The organism is Halopseudomonas xinjiangensis, from assembly GCF_900104945.1.
GTDB lineage: Bacteria > Pseudomonadota > Gammaproteobacteria > Pseudomonadales > Pseudomonadaceae > Halopseudomonas > Halopseudomonas xinjiangensis.
On record NZ_LT629736.1, the window covers coordinates 1,050,404 to 1,069,506 of the forward strand.

General features: G+C 61.9%; 17 protein-coding genes. 12 read left to right on the top strand and 5 right to left on the bottom strand.

Annotation, left to right across the window (positions count from 1 at the left end):
• Positions 1-60 precede the first annotated feature (60 nt).
• Positions 61-2,178, bottom strand: coding sequence for a TonB-dependent receptor plug domain-containing protein (locus BLT85_RS04735; protein ID WP_093392073.1), 2,118 nt, complete (start codon positions 2,176-2,178; stop codon positions 61-63).
• A gap of 201 nt (positions 2,179-2,379) precedes the next feature.
• Between BLT85_RS04735 and BLT85_RS04740 the strand changes: the two genes are divergently transcribed.
• The 6 genes from BLT85_RS04740 (at position 2,380) to BLT85_RS04765 (ending at position 7,942) form a co-directional block, all read left to right on the top strand.
• Positions 2,380-3,426 carry an NAD(P)H-dependent glycerol-3-phosphate dehydrogenase gene (locus BLT85_RS04740; protein WP_093392074.1) on the top strand — a complete coding sequence of 349 codons (1,047 nt, stop codon included), beginning with the start codon at positions 2,380-2,382 and terminating at the stop codon, positions 3,424-3,426.
• A complete protein-coding gene (locus BLT85_RS04745; protein ID WP_093392075.1) occupies positions 3,423-3,770 on the top strand; it encodes a DUF4389 domain-containing protein in 348 nt (115 codons plus the stop codon). The genes BLT85_RS04740 and BLT85_RS04745 overlap by 4 nt, the downstream gene beginning before the upstream one ends.
• On the top strand, positions 3,767-4,252 hold the full coding sequence (sixA, locus tag BLT85_RS04750) for a phosphohistidine phosphatase SixA (RefSeq protein WP_093392076.1): 486 nt from the start codon (positions 3,767-3,769) through the stop codon (positions 4,250-4,252). Before BLT85_RS04745 ends, sixA begins: the two co-directional genes overlap by 4 nt.
• 103 nt (positions 4,253-4,355) lie before the next feature.
• Complete coding sequence (locus BLT85_RS04755) at positions 4,356-6,026, top strand: AMP-binding protein (protein ID WP_093392077.1); 1,671 nt, start codon at positions 4,356-4,358, stop codon at positions 6,024-6,026.
• 109 nt (positions 6,027-6,135) lie between these two features.
• Entirely contained in the window at positions 6,136-6,999 is an 864-nt protein-coding gene (locus BLT85_RS04760) for an alpha/beta fold hydrolase (protein ID WP_093392078.1), read from the top strand.
• Between the two features lie 112 nt (positions 7,000-7,111).
• Positions 7,112-7,942: a DUF4892 domain-containing protein gene (locus BLT85_RS04765; RefSeq protein ID WP_093392079.1), complete on the top strand. Its 831-nt coding sequence runs from the start codon at positions 7,112-7,114 to the stop codon at positions 7,940-7,942.
• Positions 7,943-7,946: 4 nt separating this feature from the next.
• Here BLT85_RS04765 and BLT85_RS04770 read toward each other — a convergent pair whose 3' ends face one another.
• Positions 7,947-10,373: a penicillin acylase family protein gene (locus BLT85_RS04770; protein WP_157718127.1), complete on the bottom strand. Its 2,427-nt coding sequence runs from the start codon at positions 10,371-10,373 to the stop codon at positions 7,947-7,949.
• Positions 10,374-10,459: 86 nt separating this feature from the next.
• On the opposite strand from BLT85_RS04770, the gene BLT85_RS04775 reads away from it, so the two are divergent.
• The 4 genes from BLT85_RS04775 to BLT85_RS04790 all read left to right on the top strand — a co-directional run bounded on the left by BLT85_RS04775 (position 10,460) and on the right by BLT85_RS04790 (position 14,626).
• The gene (locus BLT85_RS04775) at positions 10,460-11,461 is read left to right on the top strand and encodes a patatin-like phospholipase family protein (RefSeq protein ID WP_093392081.1); all 1,002 of its coding nucleotides are present in this window, start codon (positions 10,460-10,462) and stop codon (positions 11,459-11,461) included.
• Between the two features lie 55 nt (positions 11,462-11,516).
• Positions 11,517-12,554, top strand: a complete 1,038-nt coding sequence (gene selD / locus BLT85_RS04780; protein ID WP_093392082.1) for a selenide, water dikinase SelD — start codon at positions 11,517-11,519, stop codon at positions 12,552-12,554.
• A complete protein-coding gene (mnmH, locus tag BLT85_RS04785) occupies positions 12,554-13,666 on the top strand; it encodes a tRNA 2-selenouridine(34) synthase MnmH (RefSeq protein ID WP_093392083.1) in 1,113 nt (370 codons plus the stop codon). The genes selD and mnmH overlap by 1 nt, the downstream gene beginning before the upstream one ends.
• A gap of 198 nt (positions 13,667-13,864) precedes the next feature.
• Entirely contained in the window at positions 13,865-14,626 is a 762-nt protein-coding gene (locus BLT85_RS04790) for an SDR family oxidoreductase (RefSeq protein WP_093392084.1), read from the top strand.
• An 87-nt stretch (positions 14,627-14,713) separates the two neighbouring features.
• On the opposite strand, the gene BLT85_RS04795 is transcribed toward BLT85_RS04790, so the two are convergent.
• Positions 14,714-15,289 (bottom strand): Smr/MutS family protein, encoded by a 576-nt coding sequence (locus BLT85_RS04795; protein WP_093392085.1) that lies wholly within the window; start codon positions 15,287-15,289, stop codon positions 14,714-14,716.
• A gap of 101 nt (positions 15,290-15,390) precedes the next feature.
• On the opposite strand from BLT85_RS04795, the gene prmB reads away from it, so the two are divergent.
• Positions 15,391-16,290: a 50S ribosomal protein L3 N(5)-glutamine methyltransferase gene (gene prmB / locus BLT85_RS04800; protein WP_093392086.1), complete on the top strand. Its 900-nt coding sequence runs from the start codon at positions 15,391-15,393 to the stop codon at positions 16,288-16,290.
• On the opposite strand, the gene BLT85_RS04805 is transcribed toward prmB, so the two are convergent.
• Positions 16,287-17,051: a hypothetical protein gene (locus tag BLT85_RS04805; protein ID WP_093392087.1), complete on the bottom strand. Its 765-nt coding sequence runs from the start codon at positions 17,049-17,051 to the stop codon at positions 16,287-16,289. The two genes, prmB and BLT85_RS04805, sit on opposite strands and share 4 nt — an antisense overlap.
• Positions 17,052-17,106: 55 nt before the next feature.
• Positions 17,107-17,877, bottom strand: coding sequence for a sulfite exporter TauE/SafE family protein (locus BLT85_RS04810; RefSeq protein WP_093392088.1), 771 nt, complete (start codon positions 17,875-17,877; stop codon positions 17,107-17,109).
• 116 nt (positions 17,878-17,993) lie between these two features.
• Between BLT85_RS04810 and aroC the strand changes: the two genes are divergently transcribed.
• A complete protein-coding gene (gene aroC / locus BLT85_RS04815) occupies positions 17,994-19,085 on the top strand; it encodes a chorismate synthase (RefSeq protein WP_093392089.1) in 1,092 nt (363 codons plus the stop codon).
• Positions 19,086-19,103 lie beyond the last annotated feature (18 nt).

Consider the following 19,103-nt stretch of genomic DNA (forward strand, 5'->3'; position numbering starts at 1 on the left):
AAGCATATGACATCCTTGTCTTGCGGTTGGGTGCGTTTTGGGTCGTTATTCGATCGGCCGTTAAAAACTCAATTCCGCGCTGAGATAGTACTGATCGCGTGTCTCGTACAGGTTTTCCGGCCAGGTAAGCCCTTCATCGTCCAGGCGATACTGCATGGTCAAGGCAAGCTCCAGGGCGCTGCTGGAGCCGATGGCCAATCGCTTGGCCAGGCGTCCATCGAGCCGCTCGAAGCGCCGCTCGTTCAGCTGATCGGCTCCATAATAGATCAGGCTGCTGTGGATCGCTGCGGGCCATTGGCGCAACCATGCGGCAGAACCGCTGTTGCGCGCGGTGAGACGCTGATCCAACCGGTTGCTCGCGGTGAAATCGACATAGGCATAGGTCAGGCGCAGGCGGTCGTGGCGAGTGGCCTCCCAATCAACCTGGATTTCGCCGCCGGTAAAACGAGCCGAAGCGTCGTTGGTGGGCCTGAAGTTGACGATCTGCAGCGGGTCGCTGATCAGATTGTCGATGTCTTCGTAGAAGCCGCGCACGTCCACTGCTAAGGCCAGAGCATGAAAGTATCCGTTATAGCCGACTTCGCTCGAACGGATCCGCTCCTGATCCAGGCCGCCAGGGGCCTCGGCAATAGCGTAATACTCGGCTCCGCTCACAGCCGGTCCGCTGAGATTTCTCGGTACGTAGGTCCAGCGTGCGTTGTTCTCGTACATGTCCGGCGAACGAACGGCTTCGGAATAGACCAGGCGCAGGCTGTGCGTCGGGCGGATGAAGTACTGCGCTGCGAGTCGCGGCGAGAAGGAGAAGCCGCTCAGCCGATCCTGTTCCGCCATCGCGCCGGCGTGGAACATCCAGCGGTCGAACGGTCGATACTCGAGATGCCCGAACAGCTGTCCGATGTGATTTTCCACCTTGCCACCAAACAGCGTTTCCGATTTGGCCTGGTCGTAGCGCAGATTGCCGCCGAAAACGCTGCGCAAGCGATCCGTGACCTGCAGTGTGTTCTGCAGCTCAGCCTCGTAGCGTGTTTCGCGCAGATTTTCATTGATGTCCCAGCAGGCTGGCGGGCCGCTGCGGGCGGCCGCGTGCTGGGCTACGACGCTTTCGACCAGGGGTAGCATGTCAGCAGGCAGGCCGTCGCCGGTCACCAGATAATCACGGTAGAAATCCGGATCGCCCCATTTTCCCCGGTTGCGGAGAATGTAATTGATGCGCCGCGGATAGACGTTGCCGGCCTCGTACAACGCTCTTAGCTCCGGTGAGAAAACCACCGGCGAGTCGCAGGCGCGCCAGTCGCTGAGGCGCTCCATGTGCTGCGCATAGGTTTTCAGCTCAATGCTGTGGGTGGGTGTCAGCTCGTTTTTCCAGCGCAGCTGCACAAAGTAGTCGCGCGCTGTCACGTCGGACACATCGTCATGCTGTGCCACCAGGCGGTCGTACAGATACGCATCGTTGGTCGGTTCGGCAAGCACGGTATAGTCGTTGTCGACCTGGTTGCTGCCTTCCTTCGCGCCAAGCTGCAAGTGAAGGCTTTGGCTCGCATCTATCTGCGTGGTCCCCAGCAGATTGACTGCGTTGAGTCGACGGCTGTCGCGATAGTCCTCGCCGTCATCGTCGAAATCGAAGCCGGTATCTTCCTTGGCAAAAAGGCTCAGCCGTGCGTGCGTACTGCCGATCACGCCCCCCTGACTGGCATACAGATCGCGCACGCCGCGGTTGCCGTCAGTGATTTTGAGGCGTGTGCCCTGACGCATCTCAGGGCGTGTGGAAATGATGTTGATGACGCCCATCAACGCGTTGGCACCGTAGGCGGCAGTATTCGGGCCGCGGAACACTTCGATGCGCTCGATGTCTTCGATGGCTAGCGGAATGTCGGTCCAATCGACCGTGGCCAGACCAGGACGGTAGACGGAGCGGCCATCAACCAGCACTTGCAGGCGCCGAGCCTCGGTAGTGTTCAGGCCATGATAATTGACGTTGCTACGATGGCCGACGGAATAGCCGACCATCATCCCGGGGACCAGACGCATGAGTTCCGGCACGTCGCGGGCGCCGCTGGCGCGGATCAGATCCCGGTCGAGCACGGTCATGCTGCCCGGCACCTCGGAAGGCGCCTGCTTCAAGCGCGTGGCGCTAAGCACGGTGGGCAACTCCATGCCCTGCAATTCCGGCTCGTCCATGGCTGCTGCCGGAACCCCTATCCCCATGAAAGCAAAAGAAAAAACAAAACCGCGTTGAAGCTTGTACATTTTTTAATTGCAACCTAGCACTGGCATTATGCGGCCATATTACCCAGCGCCATCCGATTTGCCAGCGGTTGTTCGCCGTCGGCGTGCCGGATGCTTATACTGGTCGGGTTTTGAACGACCAAGGAACTGTGCATGAGCGAGCAAAAGCAAGCTGTCTGCGTGTTGGGAGGCGGCAGCTTCGGCACGACACTGGCCAACCTGATGGCGACGAACGGTATTTCCGTGACCCTCTGGCTGCGCGACGAAGCCGTTGCCCGCCAGATGAACGAGGAGCGCGAAAATCGACGGTATCTGCCAGGGTTCAAGCTGGACCCGAGCCTGCGCATCACCACCGGTATCCAGGCAGCGCTGGGTTCGGCCGACATCATCTTTCTTGCCATCCCCAGCGGTGCCTTCCGCAGCGTATTGCAGCAGATCGGTGGTTCACTGGCCGGCAAGGCTGTTGTCAGCACGACCAAGGGAATCGAGCAGCCCGGCTTTCTGATGATGAGCGAAATCGTCGAGCAGGAGGCACCTGCCGCCCGTGTCGCGGTGCTCTCCGGCCCGAACCTGGCGAAGGAAATGGCCGCCGGCGCGTTGACGGCGACCGTCGTAGCCAGCGCCGACGAACAGCTTTGCCGTAAGGTTCAGGCTGTACTGGGCAGCAGGACGCTTCGTGTTTATGCCAGCCAGGATCGCTACGGGGTGGAGCTGGGCGGGGCGCTGAAAAACGTCTACGCCATCATCTCCGGCATGGCTGCCGCCATGGGCGTTGGCGAAAACACCAAGAGTATGTTGATAACCCGCGCGCTGGCGGAGATGACCCGCTTCGCCGTGCATATGGGTGCCAACCCCATGACCTTCCTCGGGCTCGCCGGGGTGGGTGATCTGATCGTTACGTGCACTTCGCCCATGTCGCGCAACTATCAAGTCGGTCATGCGCTGGGCAAAGGGCAAACGCTGGAGGAAAGCGTTGCCCAGCTCGGGCAGGTCGCAGAGGGGGTGAACACCCTGCGCGTACTCAAGCAGAAATCCGAAGAGGAGGGCGTCTATATGCCTTTGGTCACCGGCCTGCACGCGATCATCTTCGAACAGCGCACGCTCGAGGACGTTATCGCCCGGCTGATGTCGGGTGAACAGAAGGATGACGTCGAGTTCGCCGCGTTTTCGCAGCTAGGTCGGCGGGAGACGGGGCAATGAGTCGTTTCGCCGAAAATCTAGGCTCAGCTGATTTCTGGCTTCGCCTGCTTTACACATTGCTGTTCGGCGTCGCCTGGCAGGTGACAGAACTTCTGTTGCTGGCCATCGCCTTGTTGCAACTGGGCTTTCTGCTATTTACCGGAGCTCCTCACGCCCGTCTGACCGCGTTCGGTACCAGCCTGTCTCAGTATGCACGGCAAATCGGGCGCTATGTCAGCCAGGCCACCGAACAGAAACCGTGGCCGTTTCTCGAATGGCCGGCCCCTGACGTGCCAGCCGCGCCGTCACAATCAGACAAGCCCGACGCGCAAGCGACGGCCAGCGACAAGCCACCGCAGCCATGAGAATCTGGATACTCCGGCATGGCCAGGCCGAGGCCCGCGCCGCCAGTGATCCGGAAAGGGCCCTGACCGAGGACGGCCGCACCGAAGTCGCCAAGGTCGCGGCCCTGTTGCGCGATCAGCCAATCGACATGCTGCTGGCGAGTCCGTACCGCCGGGCGCAGCAAACCGCGGAAGTCGTTCGTGATGTGATCGGGTTCACCCGCGGCATTGCAACCGTGCCCTGGCTGACCCCGGACGATGAACCGTCGCTCTGCGTGGACTTTCTCGCGGAGCGTCCGGAGAGCAATCTTCTGCTGGTCAGCCACCAACCGCTCGTCAGCCAGCTGGTCAGTCTGCTGGTAGAGGGCAACAGGCGCGGCCACTATCCTTTACCGACGGCCGGACTCGCCTGCCTGGATACCGATTTCGTCGCGGCTGGGCTGGCACGTCTCAGCCTGCTGACCAATCCTGCGGACCTTGCCCAGCACAATAAGCTGTGCTGACTGTGGCTTGGGCGAGGGTGCTGCGGGTAGGATAGCGGATCACCCAAACGGGTGAGCATGGCTTTATCTGTTGAGAACAAAAACAATACCAAGAGGTCGATGCATGGCAGAACAGGCCAGGCCGGCGATATCGTCGGCTCTCGAGGCATTTTACCAGCGTGAGCTTGCGCACCCTGACAAGACCTATCTGGTCCAGCCGCTTGGCGATGGATCGGTTGTGTCGTATTCCTGGGCACAAGTAGGAGACCAGGCGCGGCGTATGGCCGCCTATCTGCGGAGCCTTCAATTCCCGGCGTCCAGTCATATCGCGCTGTTATCGCGCAACTGCGCGCACTGGATTATCGCTGACCTGGCGATCTGGATGGCTGGGCACGTATCCGTTCCGGTATACCCGACCCTCACGGCTGACTCGGTACGGCAGGTCCTGGAGCACTCGGATTGCCGCGCTGTTTTTGTCGGCAAGCTGGAGAACTGGCAGCAGCTGCGTGGCGGCCTGCCCGAGCAGCTCCCGTGGATAGCATTGCCGCTTGGTCCGGAGGATGCCCACCTGCTGCCCTGGCAGAGCCTGATCGACGCCAATGAACCCTGGACGCAAACGCATCGCGTAGCGCCTACCGATGTCGCGACGATCATCTATACCTCTGGCACGTCCGGAATCGCGAAAGGCGTCATGCTCAGCTTCGCGAGCATGTACTACGCCGCCAACAATGGTTTGCGGCTGTTCACTATCAGCGAGGATGACCGGCTGCTGTCCTACCTGCCGCTGAGCAACGTCGCCGAGCGTCAGTTCGTGGAAATCGCCTCGCTATTGTCCGGGCAGACCGTGTATTTCGTGCACAGCGCCCAGACGTTCGTCGAAGATAACCGACGCGCGCGTCCGACCGTGTTCTTCGGCGTACCGAGGATATGGTTCAAGCTCCAGCAAAGCGTGCTGCAGAAGGTCCCAGCGGGGCTGTTGAACACAGTGTTGGCGACGCCCCTGCTGGGTCCGCGTGTCGCAAGGCGTGTGCTGGAACGGCTCGGCTTCGACCAGATTCGCTACGCCGTCAGCGGCGCCGCTCCGATCGACGACCAGCTCCTGCTCTGGTATCACCGCCTCGGCATGAGCCTGGTGGAAATTTATGGCATGACCGAGAACGCCGGCTATTCGCATCTGGGCCGACCCAAACGCTTCAAGAGCGGTTGGATCGGTCTGCCGAATCCCGGAGTAGAGTGCCGCCTGTCCGGGGATGGAGAACTTCTGGTCCGCAGCCCGGCGAATATGCTCGGCTATTACAAGGATCCGGTCCGGACGGCGGAAACGCTCGATGAACATGGTTTTCTTCACACCGGCGATTGCGGTGCAATCGACAACGAAGGCTTCCTGCGCATCACCGGTCGTCGGAAGGACACCTTCAAGACCAGCAAGGGTCGCTACGTCGCGCCAGCGCCGATCGAAAAACGTCTACACGCCCACCCTTATATCGAGCAGGCGTGCGTCGTCGGCACGCAACTGCCGCAACCCATCGCACTCATACAGCTGTCTTCCGCGTCGATCGAGGGTGTCAGCCCGGTACGCGTCGAAGAATCGCTGTCAGCGGCACTGCTCGAACTGAACGGTCAGCTCAATCGGCAGGAACAGCTGGCTTGCGTAGTGGTGATATCCGACGCCTGGACCGTTGAGAACGGCTTCCTCACGCCCACGCTGAAGCTCAAGCGTCACGTAGTCGAGGCGACCTATCAGGATCAGCTGGAGTATTGGTCGGTGAGCGGTCGTACGGTAGTCGTGCAGTAAGGGATCGACACTTATGCCGCTGCATTCACGGCGCCGGCCGTTGCTTGTCGCGCCTGGCCCCGCGCCGTAGATTGCCAGCCTGACGAGTTCCAAACACAGGTTGATGACGATGGATTCAAACAGTCACGAGGTACGGTTTTCGTTGCCATCCATGGAGGTGGCAGCAAAGGTCTGGGGCGATCCGCAGGGCATCCCTGTGATCGGTTTGCATGGCTGGTTGGACAATGCAGCGACCTTCGACCTGATCGCGCCTCGCCTGAAAGGCGTTCACCTGGTCGCGCTGGATCTTGCCGGGCACGGGCTTTCAGGACATCTGGCGGCAGGCGGCTACAGCCTCTGGCAGCAGGCGGCGACGGTGTTGCAGGTAGCCGAAGACCTGGGTTGGGAACGCTTCGCGCTGTTCGGTCACTCGATGGGCGCCATCATCAGCGGTATCCTCACCGGCAGCCTCCCGGACCGCATAATCGGCGCGGCGATGATCGACGGTCTGCTGCCCTTCACATCAGAGGCTGACGATGCGCCGAAACAGATGGCACGCTTCTTCGAAGCGAGTCTGTCGGTGGGTAACAAGCGCAAGCCGGTCTACCCGGATGTCGACAAGGCAATCCGTGCACGCATGCTCGGCGGCAACACGTCCCTTTCACGCCAGGCAGCCACGTGTCTGGTCGAGCGCGGGCTGATGCCCCACGATGGCGGCTGGACCTGGCGAACCGATCCACAATTGATGCTGCCGTCACCGCTGCGCTTCACAAGCCGCCATGCAGAAGCCTTCATCGAAGCCATTCGCAGCCCGACCTGCGTGATTCTGGCCAACCAGGGCGTTATGCATAAACACCCTCAGGTTCTGGACCGCATAGAGCGCTTCGAACACATCCAGCGGCATCACATCGACGGCGGCCATCACCTGCATCTCGAAGAGCAGGCGCCCGAAGTCGCAACCATTCTTGACAATTTCTACCGCTCGCTGGCTTGACCCGGTGCGGTTGCTGGGCAAGGCTGTGTGCTGTGCGCCAGAATCGCGGTGCAGGGTCGGTCCTGATTATCGGCGGCCGGCAGCGCGATTTGGCATCCACCAAGGAGAGTCAATGCCATCGCAAAGTCGAGTAGCCCGGCTGATCATCAGTCTGGGTGTACTGCTGGCAACAGTCCCGGCCCTGGCCGCCGAGGAGTCCGCAACCCTGGTCATCGAACCCTTTCCGCGCGCCGAGCTGGTCGAACGCCGCCAACTGGACAATGCCGACCATGGCGTGGTCCTCGGCAATATCCGCCGTATCAACAATCAGCTGCGCGCCGAGCAGGAGGTACGGGCGGTGGGTGATCTGTTGCGCATGACCTGGCGTATTCCGGAAGGACACAGCGCTTCGGAAGCCTTTTTGCATGCCAAGCAGCAGTTGCTGGATCAGCCGCACACGATGCTGTACTTCTGCGAGGCGCGGGAATGCGGCAGCAGCAGCCTCTGGGCGAACCAGGTGTTTGGTTTTTCGCGCCTGTATGGACCAGAAGAAAATCAGGCATACGTTGCGATTCGGCTGGACAGCGAGCCGCAGCGTTTCGTAAGTCTCTACTCGATCACCCGTGGAAACCGAAAGGTCTATCTGCACATGGATCAGTTCACACCTGAGGACCCGGTGCAGACGCCCTTGTACCCAACGCCATCGACCCTCATCAAGGTCCTGCGCACCGATGGCGAGCTGCAGTTGCCCGAACTGGACGTGAGCGATGGTGACCGGGCTGACACCCGCACCTGGCTGGAGCTGCTCAACCGCATGCTGCGGTCCGATACGCGCCTGAGAGTGGCGCTGCACGGAGAGGACGCAGGCGCCGTCGCGCAGACATTGCGAGACCTGGGCCTGCGCGGTGACCGCGTGGAGATCGGCAATACCGAAGAGGCTGGATTGAGGGTGGAACGTCTTTGAGTGGTTAGCGTGGACGCCGCCGTGCGGGGATTAACTCCAGTCGATCGGGCAGGGCTTCGATTGCCCGCCAGTCGAACAGCTCGGCGCGGTAACGTCCTTCATTGAAGGCTTCTGCCTGATCCTTGTAATGCCTGTCCGACGGGTTACCCGACTGGCCGAGCGGGTTGATGCCCAGCCCCGCTTCCATATCTGCCAGATCGATCAGGCGCCGCGTAGATGGGCCGGCCTCGACGCGGTAGGCAGTGCCGCCCAAGGCGAAGCGCATGTTGTTCAGCGTTTCTCTGCCCCCATCGACCGGCACCGGAGCGGTGCTTAGGCGATCGGCGAAGGGCAGTTTGCCGTCGAGCGGGTGCTTATGCTGCAGATACGCAATCTTCTCCCAGCGCCACTGCTCGGGCTCGGTGCCCAGCTGGCTCGCCAGCGACTCGATGGTCTCTACCCAGGCGTATTCGATGGCCGCCTGCCGGCCGTCGCGGGTCGGCTGCTCCCGGTTGTCCCACCAGGGTGAAGCGGGGGTCCAGAACAGCTGCGCCAGGGTTTTTTGCGCCATGTTGGTGTTCTGGAAAAATTCGTAACGCGGTCCTAGTTCGTCGGCGAACAGGGCCCGCATGAGATTCTCCTCCCAGCGCTGGAATATGGTCGCACCGATGCTGTCGCGGTCGAACGCGCCGTCCCACTGCGCAAGTAACCCCCTGGCCTGGGCGGCGGGACCGCGCAATTCGGCGTTTAGCAGATCGTCACGTAGCAGGGGCAGCGCCTCGGTGACCATCGCCTGCGCCTGGGGCCGCCGACTATCCATCTGCATCGCCTTGAAATCGAGCAGATTCAGCGGCCGTTCGACATCCAGCAGCTCACCGATGCGATTGGCCCGGTCGGTAGGTGCATAGTAGCCCGGCAATACGCGCCTGGGATTGTCTGCTTCGGGCGGGTTGTTGGCACTCCACACCTGGCCTCGGCGCGGATTGATCTCCCGGGGGTTGGCGCTAAATGGCTGATAGCCCATGAATTCGTCGCGCTCCGCGGCGCCATTCAACAGCGCGAAACCGTTGTTGCTGTTGGGCCAGCGCTTGATGCGTCCGGCTGCCCATTTGGCGATATTGTCTTCGACGTCCGCATAGATGACGTTGAGCCCCGGCGACCAGTGTTTGGCCGCGGCTTCCTCGAACTCGGCCATGCTGGTCGCCCGCGAGAAACCGTAAAAAGCTTCGGTCGAATCGCTCTGCGGGTCGAGGAAAGTCCAGAACAGGCTCACTGGTCTGCGGTCGATCTCCTGCTGCAGTCCGCCGGGTTGATCGTTGATGATCGGGCCGCGTCGGGAGCTGAACATACGTACCAGCCGGTCTTCCTGGCCGCGTATACGGATGACTTCCTCGTGCTGCTCCAGCTCGCGCCAACGATTGCGATCCCATACCTGCCGCGGGTTGTCCGGGTTGACCCGCTCACGATAGAAATCAACCTCGTCATTCATCAGCATGGTCAGGCCCCAGCTGTGATGCCGGGTATGCCCCAGCAGCGGGAAGGGCAGGCCGGCGAGGAAGTGGCCATATACCTCATGCTCGGGCGTGCGGATGTGTGCCTCGTACCAGACCGCCGGCACGGCGAAGCCGATGTGAGGATCGTTGGCCAGCATGGGCTTGCCGCTCTGGCTACGGCGGCCATCGACTGCCCAGGCATTGCTGCCGAGGAACTGGCCGGCCGGCAACGCATGTTCGACCGCAGCCAGCTGTTCGAGCAATGGATCGAGGGTGGAGACCTGCCCCGTCGGAGCAGGCTTCGGACGGTTCGCCGGCCAGCCTGGGACCAGGTCGCGCAGATGACGCTCGCCGAGCGTACCGCGCACATGATCGACCAGCGCATCGGTCTTGAAGGCCTCGGCAAATGAATAGGCCATGTAGCCCATGACGTGCGCGATGTCCGCCAGGCTGAAGTAATCCGGGTGAGCCAGCAGCAGGCGATATTCCAGCGGCACGTTGCCTTGTTCGATGTATTGATTGATGCCGTCCTGGTAGGCCAGGATCAGCTTTACATGGGCTGCGTCCGGCTGGCTCTCAAGACGCTCGGCATAGGCTCGTGCATAACGGCTGATGCCGAGCGTGCGGAAAAAGCGGTCGGTAGCGTAGGATTCTTCGCCGAACAGCTCGGAAAGCCGGCCGGCGCCGATCCGGCGCAGAATATCCATCTGAAACAGGCGGTCCTGCGCATGGACGTAACCCAGCGCCCGGTAGGCGTCGGCGTCGTTGCCGGCGTCGATGTGCGGAATTCCCCAGGCGTCGTAGTGCACGGTCACCGGCTGCGTCAGTCCGGATAGCCCCAGTTCGCCGGAGCGTTGCGCCTGGGTTTGACGATAGGCCCACCAGCCCGCCGCGGCGATCAGTGCAACAATCAGCAGAAGCAGTGCAGTGAGTTTGAGCAGGGATCGGCGCTGGATCACAGGGTGCCTTGTATTAACGCAGATGAAGCCGGCATCATGCTGAGAGAGCCAATCGGCGTCAATCGGGATTCGCAAGGGAAGGGCAAATGGGAAAAAGCGTTGCGCTGGTGCTGGGCAGTGGCGGTGCCCGCGGGTATGCACATATCGGTGCGATTGCGGAAATCGAACGACGTGGCTATCAGATCGAATGTATCGCCGGCTGCTCCATGGGCGCCGTAGTAGGGGGTATTTACGCCGCTGGCGGGCTGGATGCCTACCGGGACTGGGTCTCCGGCTTGGACTATCTCGACGTGCTGCGGCTGTTGGATATCGGCTTTGGCAACCTCGGAGCGATACGCGGCGAAAAGGTCTTTGGACGCATCCGGGAAATCCTCGGTGAGGTGCAGATCGAAGATCTGCCGATCTCCTTCACCGCGGTGGCGACAGACCTGACCAACCAGCAGGAGGTCTGGTTTCAGCAGGGCTGCCTCCACCAGGCCATGCGTGCCTCGGCGGCAATCCCTAGCCTGTTCGCGCCGCTGCGCCAGGGCACTCGCGTGTTGGTGGACGGCGGGTTGCTCAATCCGTTGCCGATCGTGCCGGTGGTCTCGTCACACTGCGATCTGATCATGGCGGTCAATCTCAACGGGGTGCACACCAACGGCTACGCCATGCCGATCATCGAGCGCCCTGCGCCGATTCGTCAGCAGTGGGACCAACTGTTGGAGAACCTGAGTCCCCGCAGCTGGCTGGGACGCCGCGAAGCAGGCGAGGCGGATGTACTTGAACCGCTGCTCAGCGCCGAGGTGGAGGCGCCGGCGGAAGCCGCCGCCAAGCGACGCCGCGACGAGTCCGCACCGGTGGAAGTAGAGGAACATGTCGGCCCGGCGAGCATGCTGGATCTGGTCAACCTGTCGTTCGAAACCATGCAGGCCTCATTGACCCAGTACAAGATCGCAGGCTATCCGCCGGATCTGGTGATCGATATCCCCAAACGGCTGAGCCGCTTTTTCGACTTCCATCGCGCCCCGGAACTGATCGAGCTCGGGCGCCTGGTCGCCAGCGACACCCTGGATCGGTTCGAGGGCCGCCAGTCGCCCCGCTCGTAGGCCGGCATGGCGCAGCCTGCTAGAATGCACGGCTGGTTTACATCGAGAGGACGGCATGACAGAGCAGATCAGACTCACCGAATACAGCCATGGCGCCGGCTGCGGCTGCAAGATTGCGCCGAAGGTGCTCGACGAGATTCTCGCGGTGGGTCAGCCGGCCCCGTCGTTTGGCCAGCTCTGGGTTGGCAACGACAGTCGTGACGATGCGGCGGTATTCGGGCTGGACGACGAACAGGGCATCATCAGCACCACCGACTTCTTCATGCCCATCGTCGACGATGCCTTCGACTTCGGCCGCATCGCTGCGACCAATGCCATCAGTGATATATACGCGATGGGCGGCACGCCGATGATGGCAATCGCCATTCTCGGATGGCCGGTTAACGCGTTGCCGGCGGCGCTGGCGGGGGAAGTGGTGGCCGGTGCTCGTTCGGTATGCACCGAAGCAGGCATGCCGCTCGCCGGCGGGCACTCCATCGACGCACCCGAACCGATCTTCGGCCTGGCGGTGACCGGCCAGGTGCGTCGTGCTCAGCTCAAGCGCAACGATACTGCCCGGACCGGCGCACGCCTGTATCTGACCAAGCCGCTGGGTATCGGCATCCTCACAACCGCTGAAAAGCAGAAGAAACTCCGCCCGGAGGATATCGGCGTCGCCCGCGACCTGATGTGTCAGCTCAATCGTATCGGAGCCCGGTTCGCCACCCTCGAAGGCGTCCAGGCGATGACCGACGTGACCGGCTTCGGCCTGCTCGGGCATCTGGTAGAGATGGCCGAAGGCTCGAAGGTCAAGGCTCGTGTCGAGTACGCGAAGGTACCGCGGCTCGCCAGTGCCGAGCACTACTTGGCAGCCGGCTGCGTGCCCGGCGGTACTGGGCGAAACTTCGCGAGTTATGGACACAAGGTGGCCGAACTGCCCGAAGCCTGGCGTCACCTGCTGTGCGATCCGCAGACCAGCGGCGGTTTGCTGGTGGCCGTTGATCCGGCGCATGAGGCACGTTTCCTCGATCTAGCAGTGGCTAAGGGGCTGCATCTGACTGCGATCGGCGAATGCCTGCCGGCCGACGGCGGCGCCTGGGTCGAGGTTGTCTGATGCGGGACAACACAGAGGATTTTCGTCAGCTGTTTCTTTCCGGCGCCCCTCTGATGGACGTCCGGGCTCCCATCGAATTTTCCAAGGGCGCGTTTCCTAGCACCGTGAATCGTCCGCTGATGAACGACGGGGAGCGGCAGAAAGTTGGTACTTGCTACAAGGAGCATGGTCAGCAAGCTGCCATTGCGCTGGGTAATGAACTCGTTCGAGGCAAGACCAAACAGCAGCGTATCGATGAATGGAAGACCTTCGCCGAAGCTAATCCTGACGGCTATCTCTATTGTTTTCGCGGCGGGCTGCGCTCGCAGATCGTTCAGCAGTGGCTGAGTGAGGCGGGCGTGGAGTATCCGCGGGTGATCGGTGGCTACAAGGCCATGCGCCGGTTTCTCATCGATTCTCTGGAGCGCGCCATAACCGACAGCCGCTTGATGCTCGTCGCTGGCTTGACCGGCACCGGCAAGACCGAGGTCATCGCCGCGCTCGACAACAGCCTCGATCTGGAAGGGCACGCGCATCATCGCGGCTCGAGCTTCGGGCGACATGCTACGCCTCAGCCTGGGCAGATCGATTTCGAGAATCGCCTGGCGATTGAAGCGCTGCAGGTAGTGGAAGCCGGCCACCGTACGCTGGTGCTCGAAGATGAAGGACGCATCGTGGGTAGCTGCTCGGTGCCGGTCGAGCTCTTTCGTCAGATGCAGACGGCACCGCTGGTATGGCTGGATGATAGTTTCGACAACCGTGTCAGTCGCATTCTCAAGGACTACGTCATCGACATGCAGGCCGAGTTCGCCGAACTCTACCCGCAGGAGCCGGACAAGGCTTTCGCCGCGCTCTCCGAGCATCTGCTTGGCAGCCTTCTGCGCATCCGTAAACGTCTCGGCGGCGAGCGTCACCAGCAACTGGAAGCGCTCATGCAGTCGGCGCTCGACGTGCATCAGCGGACCGGAGACGTGCAGGAGCATCGATCCTGGATCGCCGCGCTGCTGGAGCACTATTACGACCCGATGTACGCCTATCAGCGCTCCGGGAAAGAAGAGCGAGTTGTATTCAGCGGCACGCAACATGAGGTCGTCGAGTATCTGCGTGCGCAGAGCAGCGTTGCTCGGCAATAGCGGGGACCACAGCTTTCCCTGACGCGTGCATCACGTCGGTCCTCGCGTTTTGAGAGCCTCCTGTTTCTTCGTGACCGCTATCATTAAAACGGATATCCGGTGAACAACATCGGGAATTCAGTCGGATTCTGACGCCCGCTCTCGTACTATTTCTCCCATTCGCCGGCCTCCGTCGGCGGCGCATGGGGAGACTGCGAAGTGAGCAAGCAATTCCAAGACAAGGTTGTTCTGGTGACCGGCGCGTCGGCCGGTATCGGTGAAGCTACCGCGCGCGCATTCGCCGCTGCTGGCGCCAGCGTGGTGTTGTCGGACATCAACAGCGAAGCAGGCGAGGCCGTATCAAAGGCCATTCGTGCCGAAGGCGGCGAAGCTACGTTCGTTGCCTGCGATGTGGTGAGCGGTCAGCAGGTCGCAGCGTTGATGGACGCGGTGATTGCACGCTACGGGCGGCTCGATTGTGCCTTCAACAACGCCGGTGTCGAGTTCGAAAAAGGTAAGCTTGCCGATGGCACGGAAGAGGAGTTCGACGGCATCATGGGCGTCAACGTCAAGGGCGTCTGGCAGTGCATGCGCCATGAAATTCCATTGATGCTCAAGCAGGGCGGCGGGTCGATCGTCAACACTGCCTCGGTCGCAGCCCTTGGCGCCGCGCCGAAGATGAGCATCTACAGTGCAAGCAAGCACGCGGTGTTGGGCCTGACTCGCTCCGCTGCGGTCGAATACGGGAAGAAGAACATTCGGGTCAATGCGGTGTGTCCGGCAGTGATCGACACCGATATGTTCCGCCGCGCCGCAGCGCTTGACCCGCGCAAGGCCGAGTTCGCTGCTGCCATGCATCCGGTAGGCCGGATCGGCACGGCAGAAGAGATCGCCGCCGCCGTGCTCTATCTATGCTCGGACGGTGCGGCCTTCACTACCGGCATCGCACTGCCGGTAGACGGTGGAGCAACCTGCGTCTGACAGCCGAGCGGCAAGCAGAGGGTCTGAACCCGGACCGACCCCTGCTTGCAGCTTGCAGCTTTCAGCTTTCGACCGAGATCTCGGTGCCTACTCGTCCCGCCCTTCAAGCATGGTGCGCTTGAGCAGTACATAGACCGATCCGGTTCCCCCGTGACGGGGAACGCAGGATGTGAAGCCAAGCACCTGCGCGTGCTGGCGTAGCCAGGTGTTGACGTGACTCTTGAGGATCGGCTTGCGGCCGTCCTTGCGCATCGCCTTGCCATGGGTCACCCGTACGCAGCGAATCTCCATGCGGGCAGCCTCGGCGAGAAATTCCCAGAGCAGTTCACGCGCCCGCTCCACGGTCATGCCGTGCAGGTCGATGCTTCCGTCGAACGGAATCTGACCGGTTTTTAGTTTCTTGAGCTGCGATTCCTGAACGCCATTGGCCGCCCACGCGAGCTCTTCCTCCGGATGCACATCGATGACGAACTGATCCGAAAGGCCATCCACCTTGATGCCTTGCTGGCTGCTGGTGGCGCGTGCCTGCAGCGTTTTCACCAGCTTCTTGTCGGTACGAGGTTTGCCGACGTCGGCCCGGTCGTTGGTGGTGATGCGCTTGACGCCCTGGGTGGCCTGCCGAAACAGATCCAGCTCGTCCGGTTCGTTGCTGTCCTGGGTCATGGGCGAGGCTATGCAGTGAACTGAAGTGGCCAGATTCTAACAGTAGTGCCGCACCGGGGCGATGCGGTTAGAATGGCGTTTTCCTCCTGCCGGGTCTGACCATGTTCGAAACTGCCGCACTCTCCACTATCCGGGACCTGGTGCGCTGGGGCGTGAGCCGTTTCCATCAGGCCGGCGTCTATTTCGGCCATGGCACTGACAATGCCTGGGACGAGTCGCGGCTGCTGGTGCTCGACGCGCTGTATCTGCCCTGGGAGACGCCGCTCGAATATCTGAACTGCCACGTTACCGACGACGAACGTGACGCCGTCCTGACTCTGCTTCAACGCCGAATCGACGAGCGCATTCCAGCCGCCTACCTCACAGGTCACGCACGGTTTGCCGGGTTTGATTTCATCGTCGACGAGCGCGTGCTGGTACCGCGTTCGCCGATCGCCGAGCTCATCGCAAACCGCTTCGAACCCTGGCTCGAACGCGACCCTCTGACCATTCTCGATCTGTGCACCGGCAGCGGCTGCATCGGTATCGCCTGCGCTCACGCCTTTACCGAGGCGGAGGTGGTGCTCGCCGACCTCTCCGGCGATGCGCTGGCAGTGGCGGAACTGAACATCGAGGCGCATGACCTGGGTGATCGTGTCGAAGCACGCTGGTCTGACGGATTCAGTGGCATGGCCGGGGAGCGCTTCGATCTGATCGTCAGCAACCCGCCTTATGTCGATGCCGAAGACATGCGTGACCTGCCCGACGAGTACCTGCACGAGCCGGAAATCGGTCTCGCCTGTGGCGAAGACGGCCTCGACCTGGTGCGCCGCATGCTGGCCGAGGCGGCCGATCACCTCACCGAAGACGGGTTACTTGTCATCGAGGTCGGCAACAGCATGGTTCACGTGATGGCCGAATGGCCGGAAGTGGACTTCGAATGGGTGAAATTCGAGCATGGCGGACATGGGGTATTCGTGTTGTCTGCCGAGCAATGCCGGCGATATCAGGATCTGTTCTAGCGCATCACTACCCAGAGCAGCAGCAATGCCTGGAAGATCGCCAGGGTCACCAGGCAGCCGATAGCAAAGCGGCTGCCCAGATCGCTCCGGCGTAGCTGATCGATCTGAGCGCGGAGCGTGGTGGTCTGCGATTGCAGTTTCAGATTTTCGGTTTCCTGTTCGCGCAGACGGCGCAGCAATTCGCCCACATCGATCGGCTCCACCCGCTGGGTGTCCCACGTGCTGATCAGATCACCGACGCGACGCACCTGAGCGCGTGCTCGCCCATCATCCAGTGCCTGAATGTCGAATCCCGCACGCCTGAGCAGCTTGTCGCGCGCCTCGACGACCTCGCTGCTCAATGCCGCATCGTTTTGCAAAAGAAGCGGGGTCACCACGTACTCGGGACAGGTCCGGTGACACCAGTCGATCAAACGCGCCAACATGAACCCGCCCAGACCCCGCCGTGCCGGTGCGATCTGAATGCCTTCTGTGGTAAAGCGCAGCCGCAGATTGCCGTGATCGACCAGCAGCTCCATGCGATTGCCCCCGGCAGCGCCCGCCTCGCCGTCCGCTTTGATCTCCAGGCGCAGCAATTCGAGCTTGCCGGCGCGCTGATTGGTCACGAGGATCTGAACCAGACGCTCGCTATGAATCAGCTGCCTTGCCTTGTACATCGGGCGCAGCAGAACCCAGAACTGTTCGGTGGGCTGTGCGCGCGCAAATGGATTCCGGGGAGGGGCTGTTTGCGCGTGCTCGATAAGGGTCGGTTCGCTGCTCATGGCTAGTACCTGCGGGTTACCCGGTGGTTATCGGCCGGGGCCTTGGATACTTGACTCACAGCCAGCCGTGGATAGCGGTCCAGGCCAGGCGCAGGGCAAGCAAGGTCAGCAGGACATTGAAGATCAAGGCGAAACGTTTGTCGCTCACCCGTTGCAACAGCCGCAGGCCGGCCCAGGTGCCAACTGCTCCGGAGGCGATCATGAGCAGCATCAAGCCCAGCCAGTCGCGAAACACGAAGCCTGCCGCACCGTACACCAAGGCCTTGGGGGCGTGCTGCAGGCTCATGGCCGCAGCAAAGGTCGCCACGGTGCTGAACCGCTCTCCGTTCTGCTGCTGTTTGACGAACGCTGCCACCAGTGGCCCCGTGGCCCCCACGAAGAGGCTGAGGAAGGTAGTCAAGGTGGAGGCGAGCAGGGTGCCGATACGGCCGGTCGCCACCTTGGGAATCGGTGGCCCCCAGCACAGCAGCAGGATAAAGACGGCAATGCACAGCTGCACCAGCGCGAGTGGCAGCTCCACCAGCAACAGGCTGCCGATGGCCGCGCCGACGATCACGCCGGGGGCGAACCAGGCGATCACCGGAAGGTTTATATGTCGAATGGTCATCAGTGCGCGGTTGGCGTTCGAGCCAAGCTGCACGACGCCGTGCACCGGAATGATGGCCGCTGGCGGCATGACCAGAGCCATGATCGCCAGGAGCAGGACCCCACCGCCGATTCCCAGCGCTGCGGTGACCGCCGAGGTGCAGCCTGCGGCGAGCACCAGCAACCAGATCGTGCCACTTCCCATGGCCGGTGGCATGAGCACTTCGAGCATGGCTTCCATTCAGAACGATCCGCTCGGCGAAACCCCAAGCGTAGCGCCGGAGGTTCGGACTGTCACGCATGCAGGCGTGACGCTATACTGCTCGCCTTTCGATAAACAGACGTCGGGTTCGAAGCATGTCCGGGAATACCATAGGCACCCTGTTCACCGTTACCTCCGCTGGCGAAAGCCATGGTCCGGCGCTGGTAGCCATCGTCGACGGTTGCCCACCCGGACTCGAGCTGAGTGCGGACGATTTGCAGCGTGACCTTGACCGCCGCAAGCCCGGAACCAGCCGGCATACGACCCAGCGCCAGGAGCCAGACGAAGTCGAGATACTTTCCGGTGTGTTCGAGGGCCGCACGACAGGCAGCCCGATCGGCCTGCTGATTCGCAATACCGATCAGAAGTCCAAGGACTACTCCGCGATCAAGGATCTGTTTCGTCCGGCGCACGCCGATTACACCTATCACCACAAGTACGGTACTCGCGACTATCGTGGCGGCGGGCGCTCGTCTGCACGGGAAACGGCGATGCGCGTGGCGGCCGGCGCCATTGCGCGCAAATATCTCGCGCAACAGGGTATTCAGGTGCGCGGGTACATGAGCCAGCTGGGACCGATCGACATCCCCTTCGTAAGCTGGGATGCGGTGCATGACAATGCCTTCTTCAGCGCCGACCCGAGCAAGGTCCCGGAGTTGGAAGCCTACATGGATCAGCTGCGGCGCGATCAGGACTCGGTGGGCGCACGCATCACCGTAGTCGCCGAGGGCGTTCCGCCCGGCCTGGGCGAGCCGATTTTCGATCGCCTCGATGCCGAACTGGCTTATGCCTTGATGAGCATCAACGCCGTGAAGGGCGTCGAGATCGGGGCAGGGTTCGCCTCGGTCGCCCAGCGCGGGACCGAGCATCGCGACGAACTGACGCCGGCCGGCTTTACCAGTAACAATGCAGGCGGTGTGCTCGGTGGCATCTCCTCCGGGCAGCCGATCGTCGCGCACATTGCGCTCAAGCCGACCTCCAGCATCACCACCCCGGGTCGCTCGATCGATGTGCATGGTCAGCCGGTGGAAGTGATCACCAAAGGCCGCCATGATCCATGCGTAGGCATTCGCGCCACCCCGATCGCCGAAGCGATGATGGCGCTGGTGCTCATGGATCATCTGCTGCGTCACCGCGGACAAAATGCCGAGGTGCGTGTCGATACGCCGGTATTGCCGCAGCTTTGAGCGGCGGTGGCGGCGCGT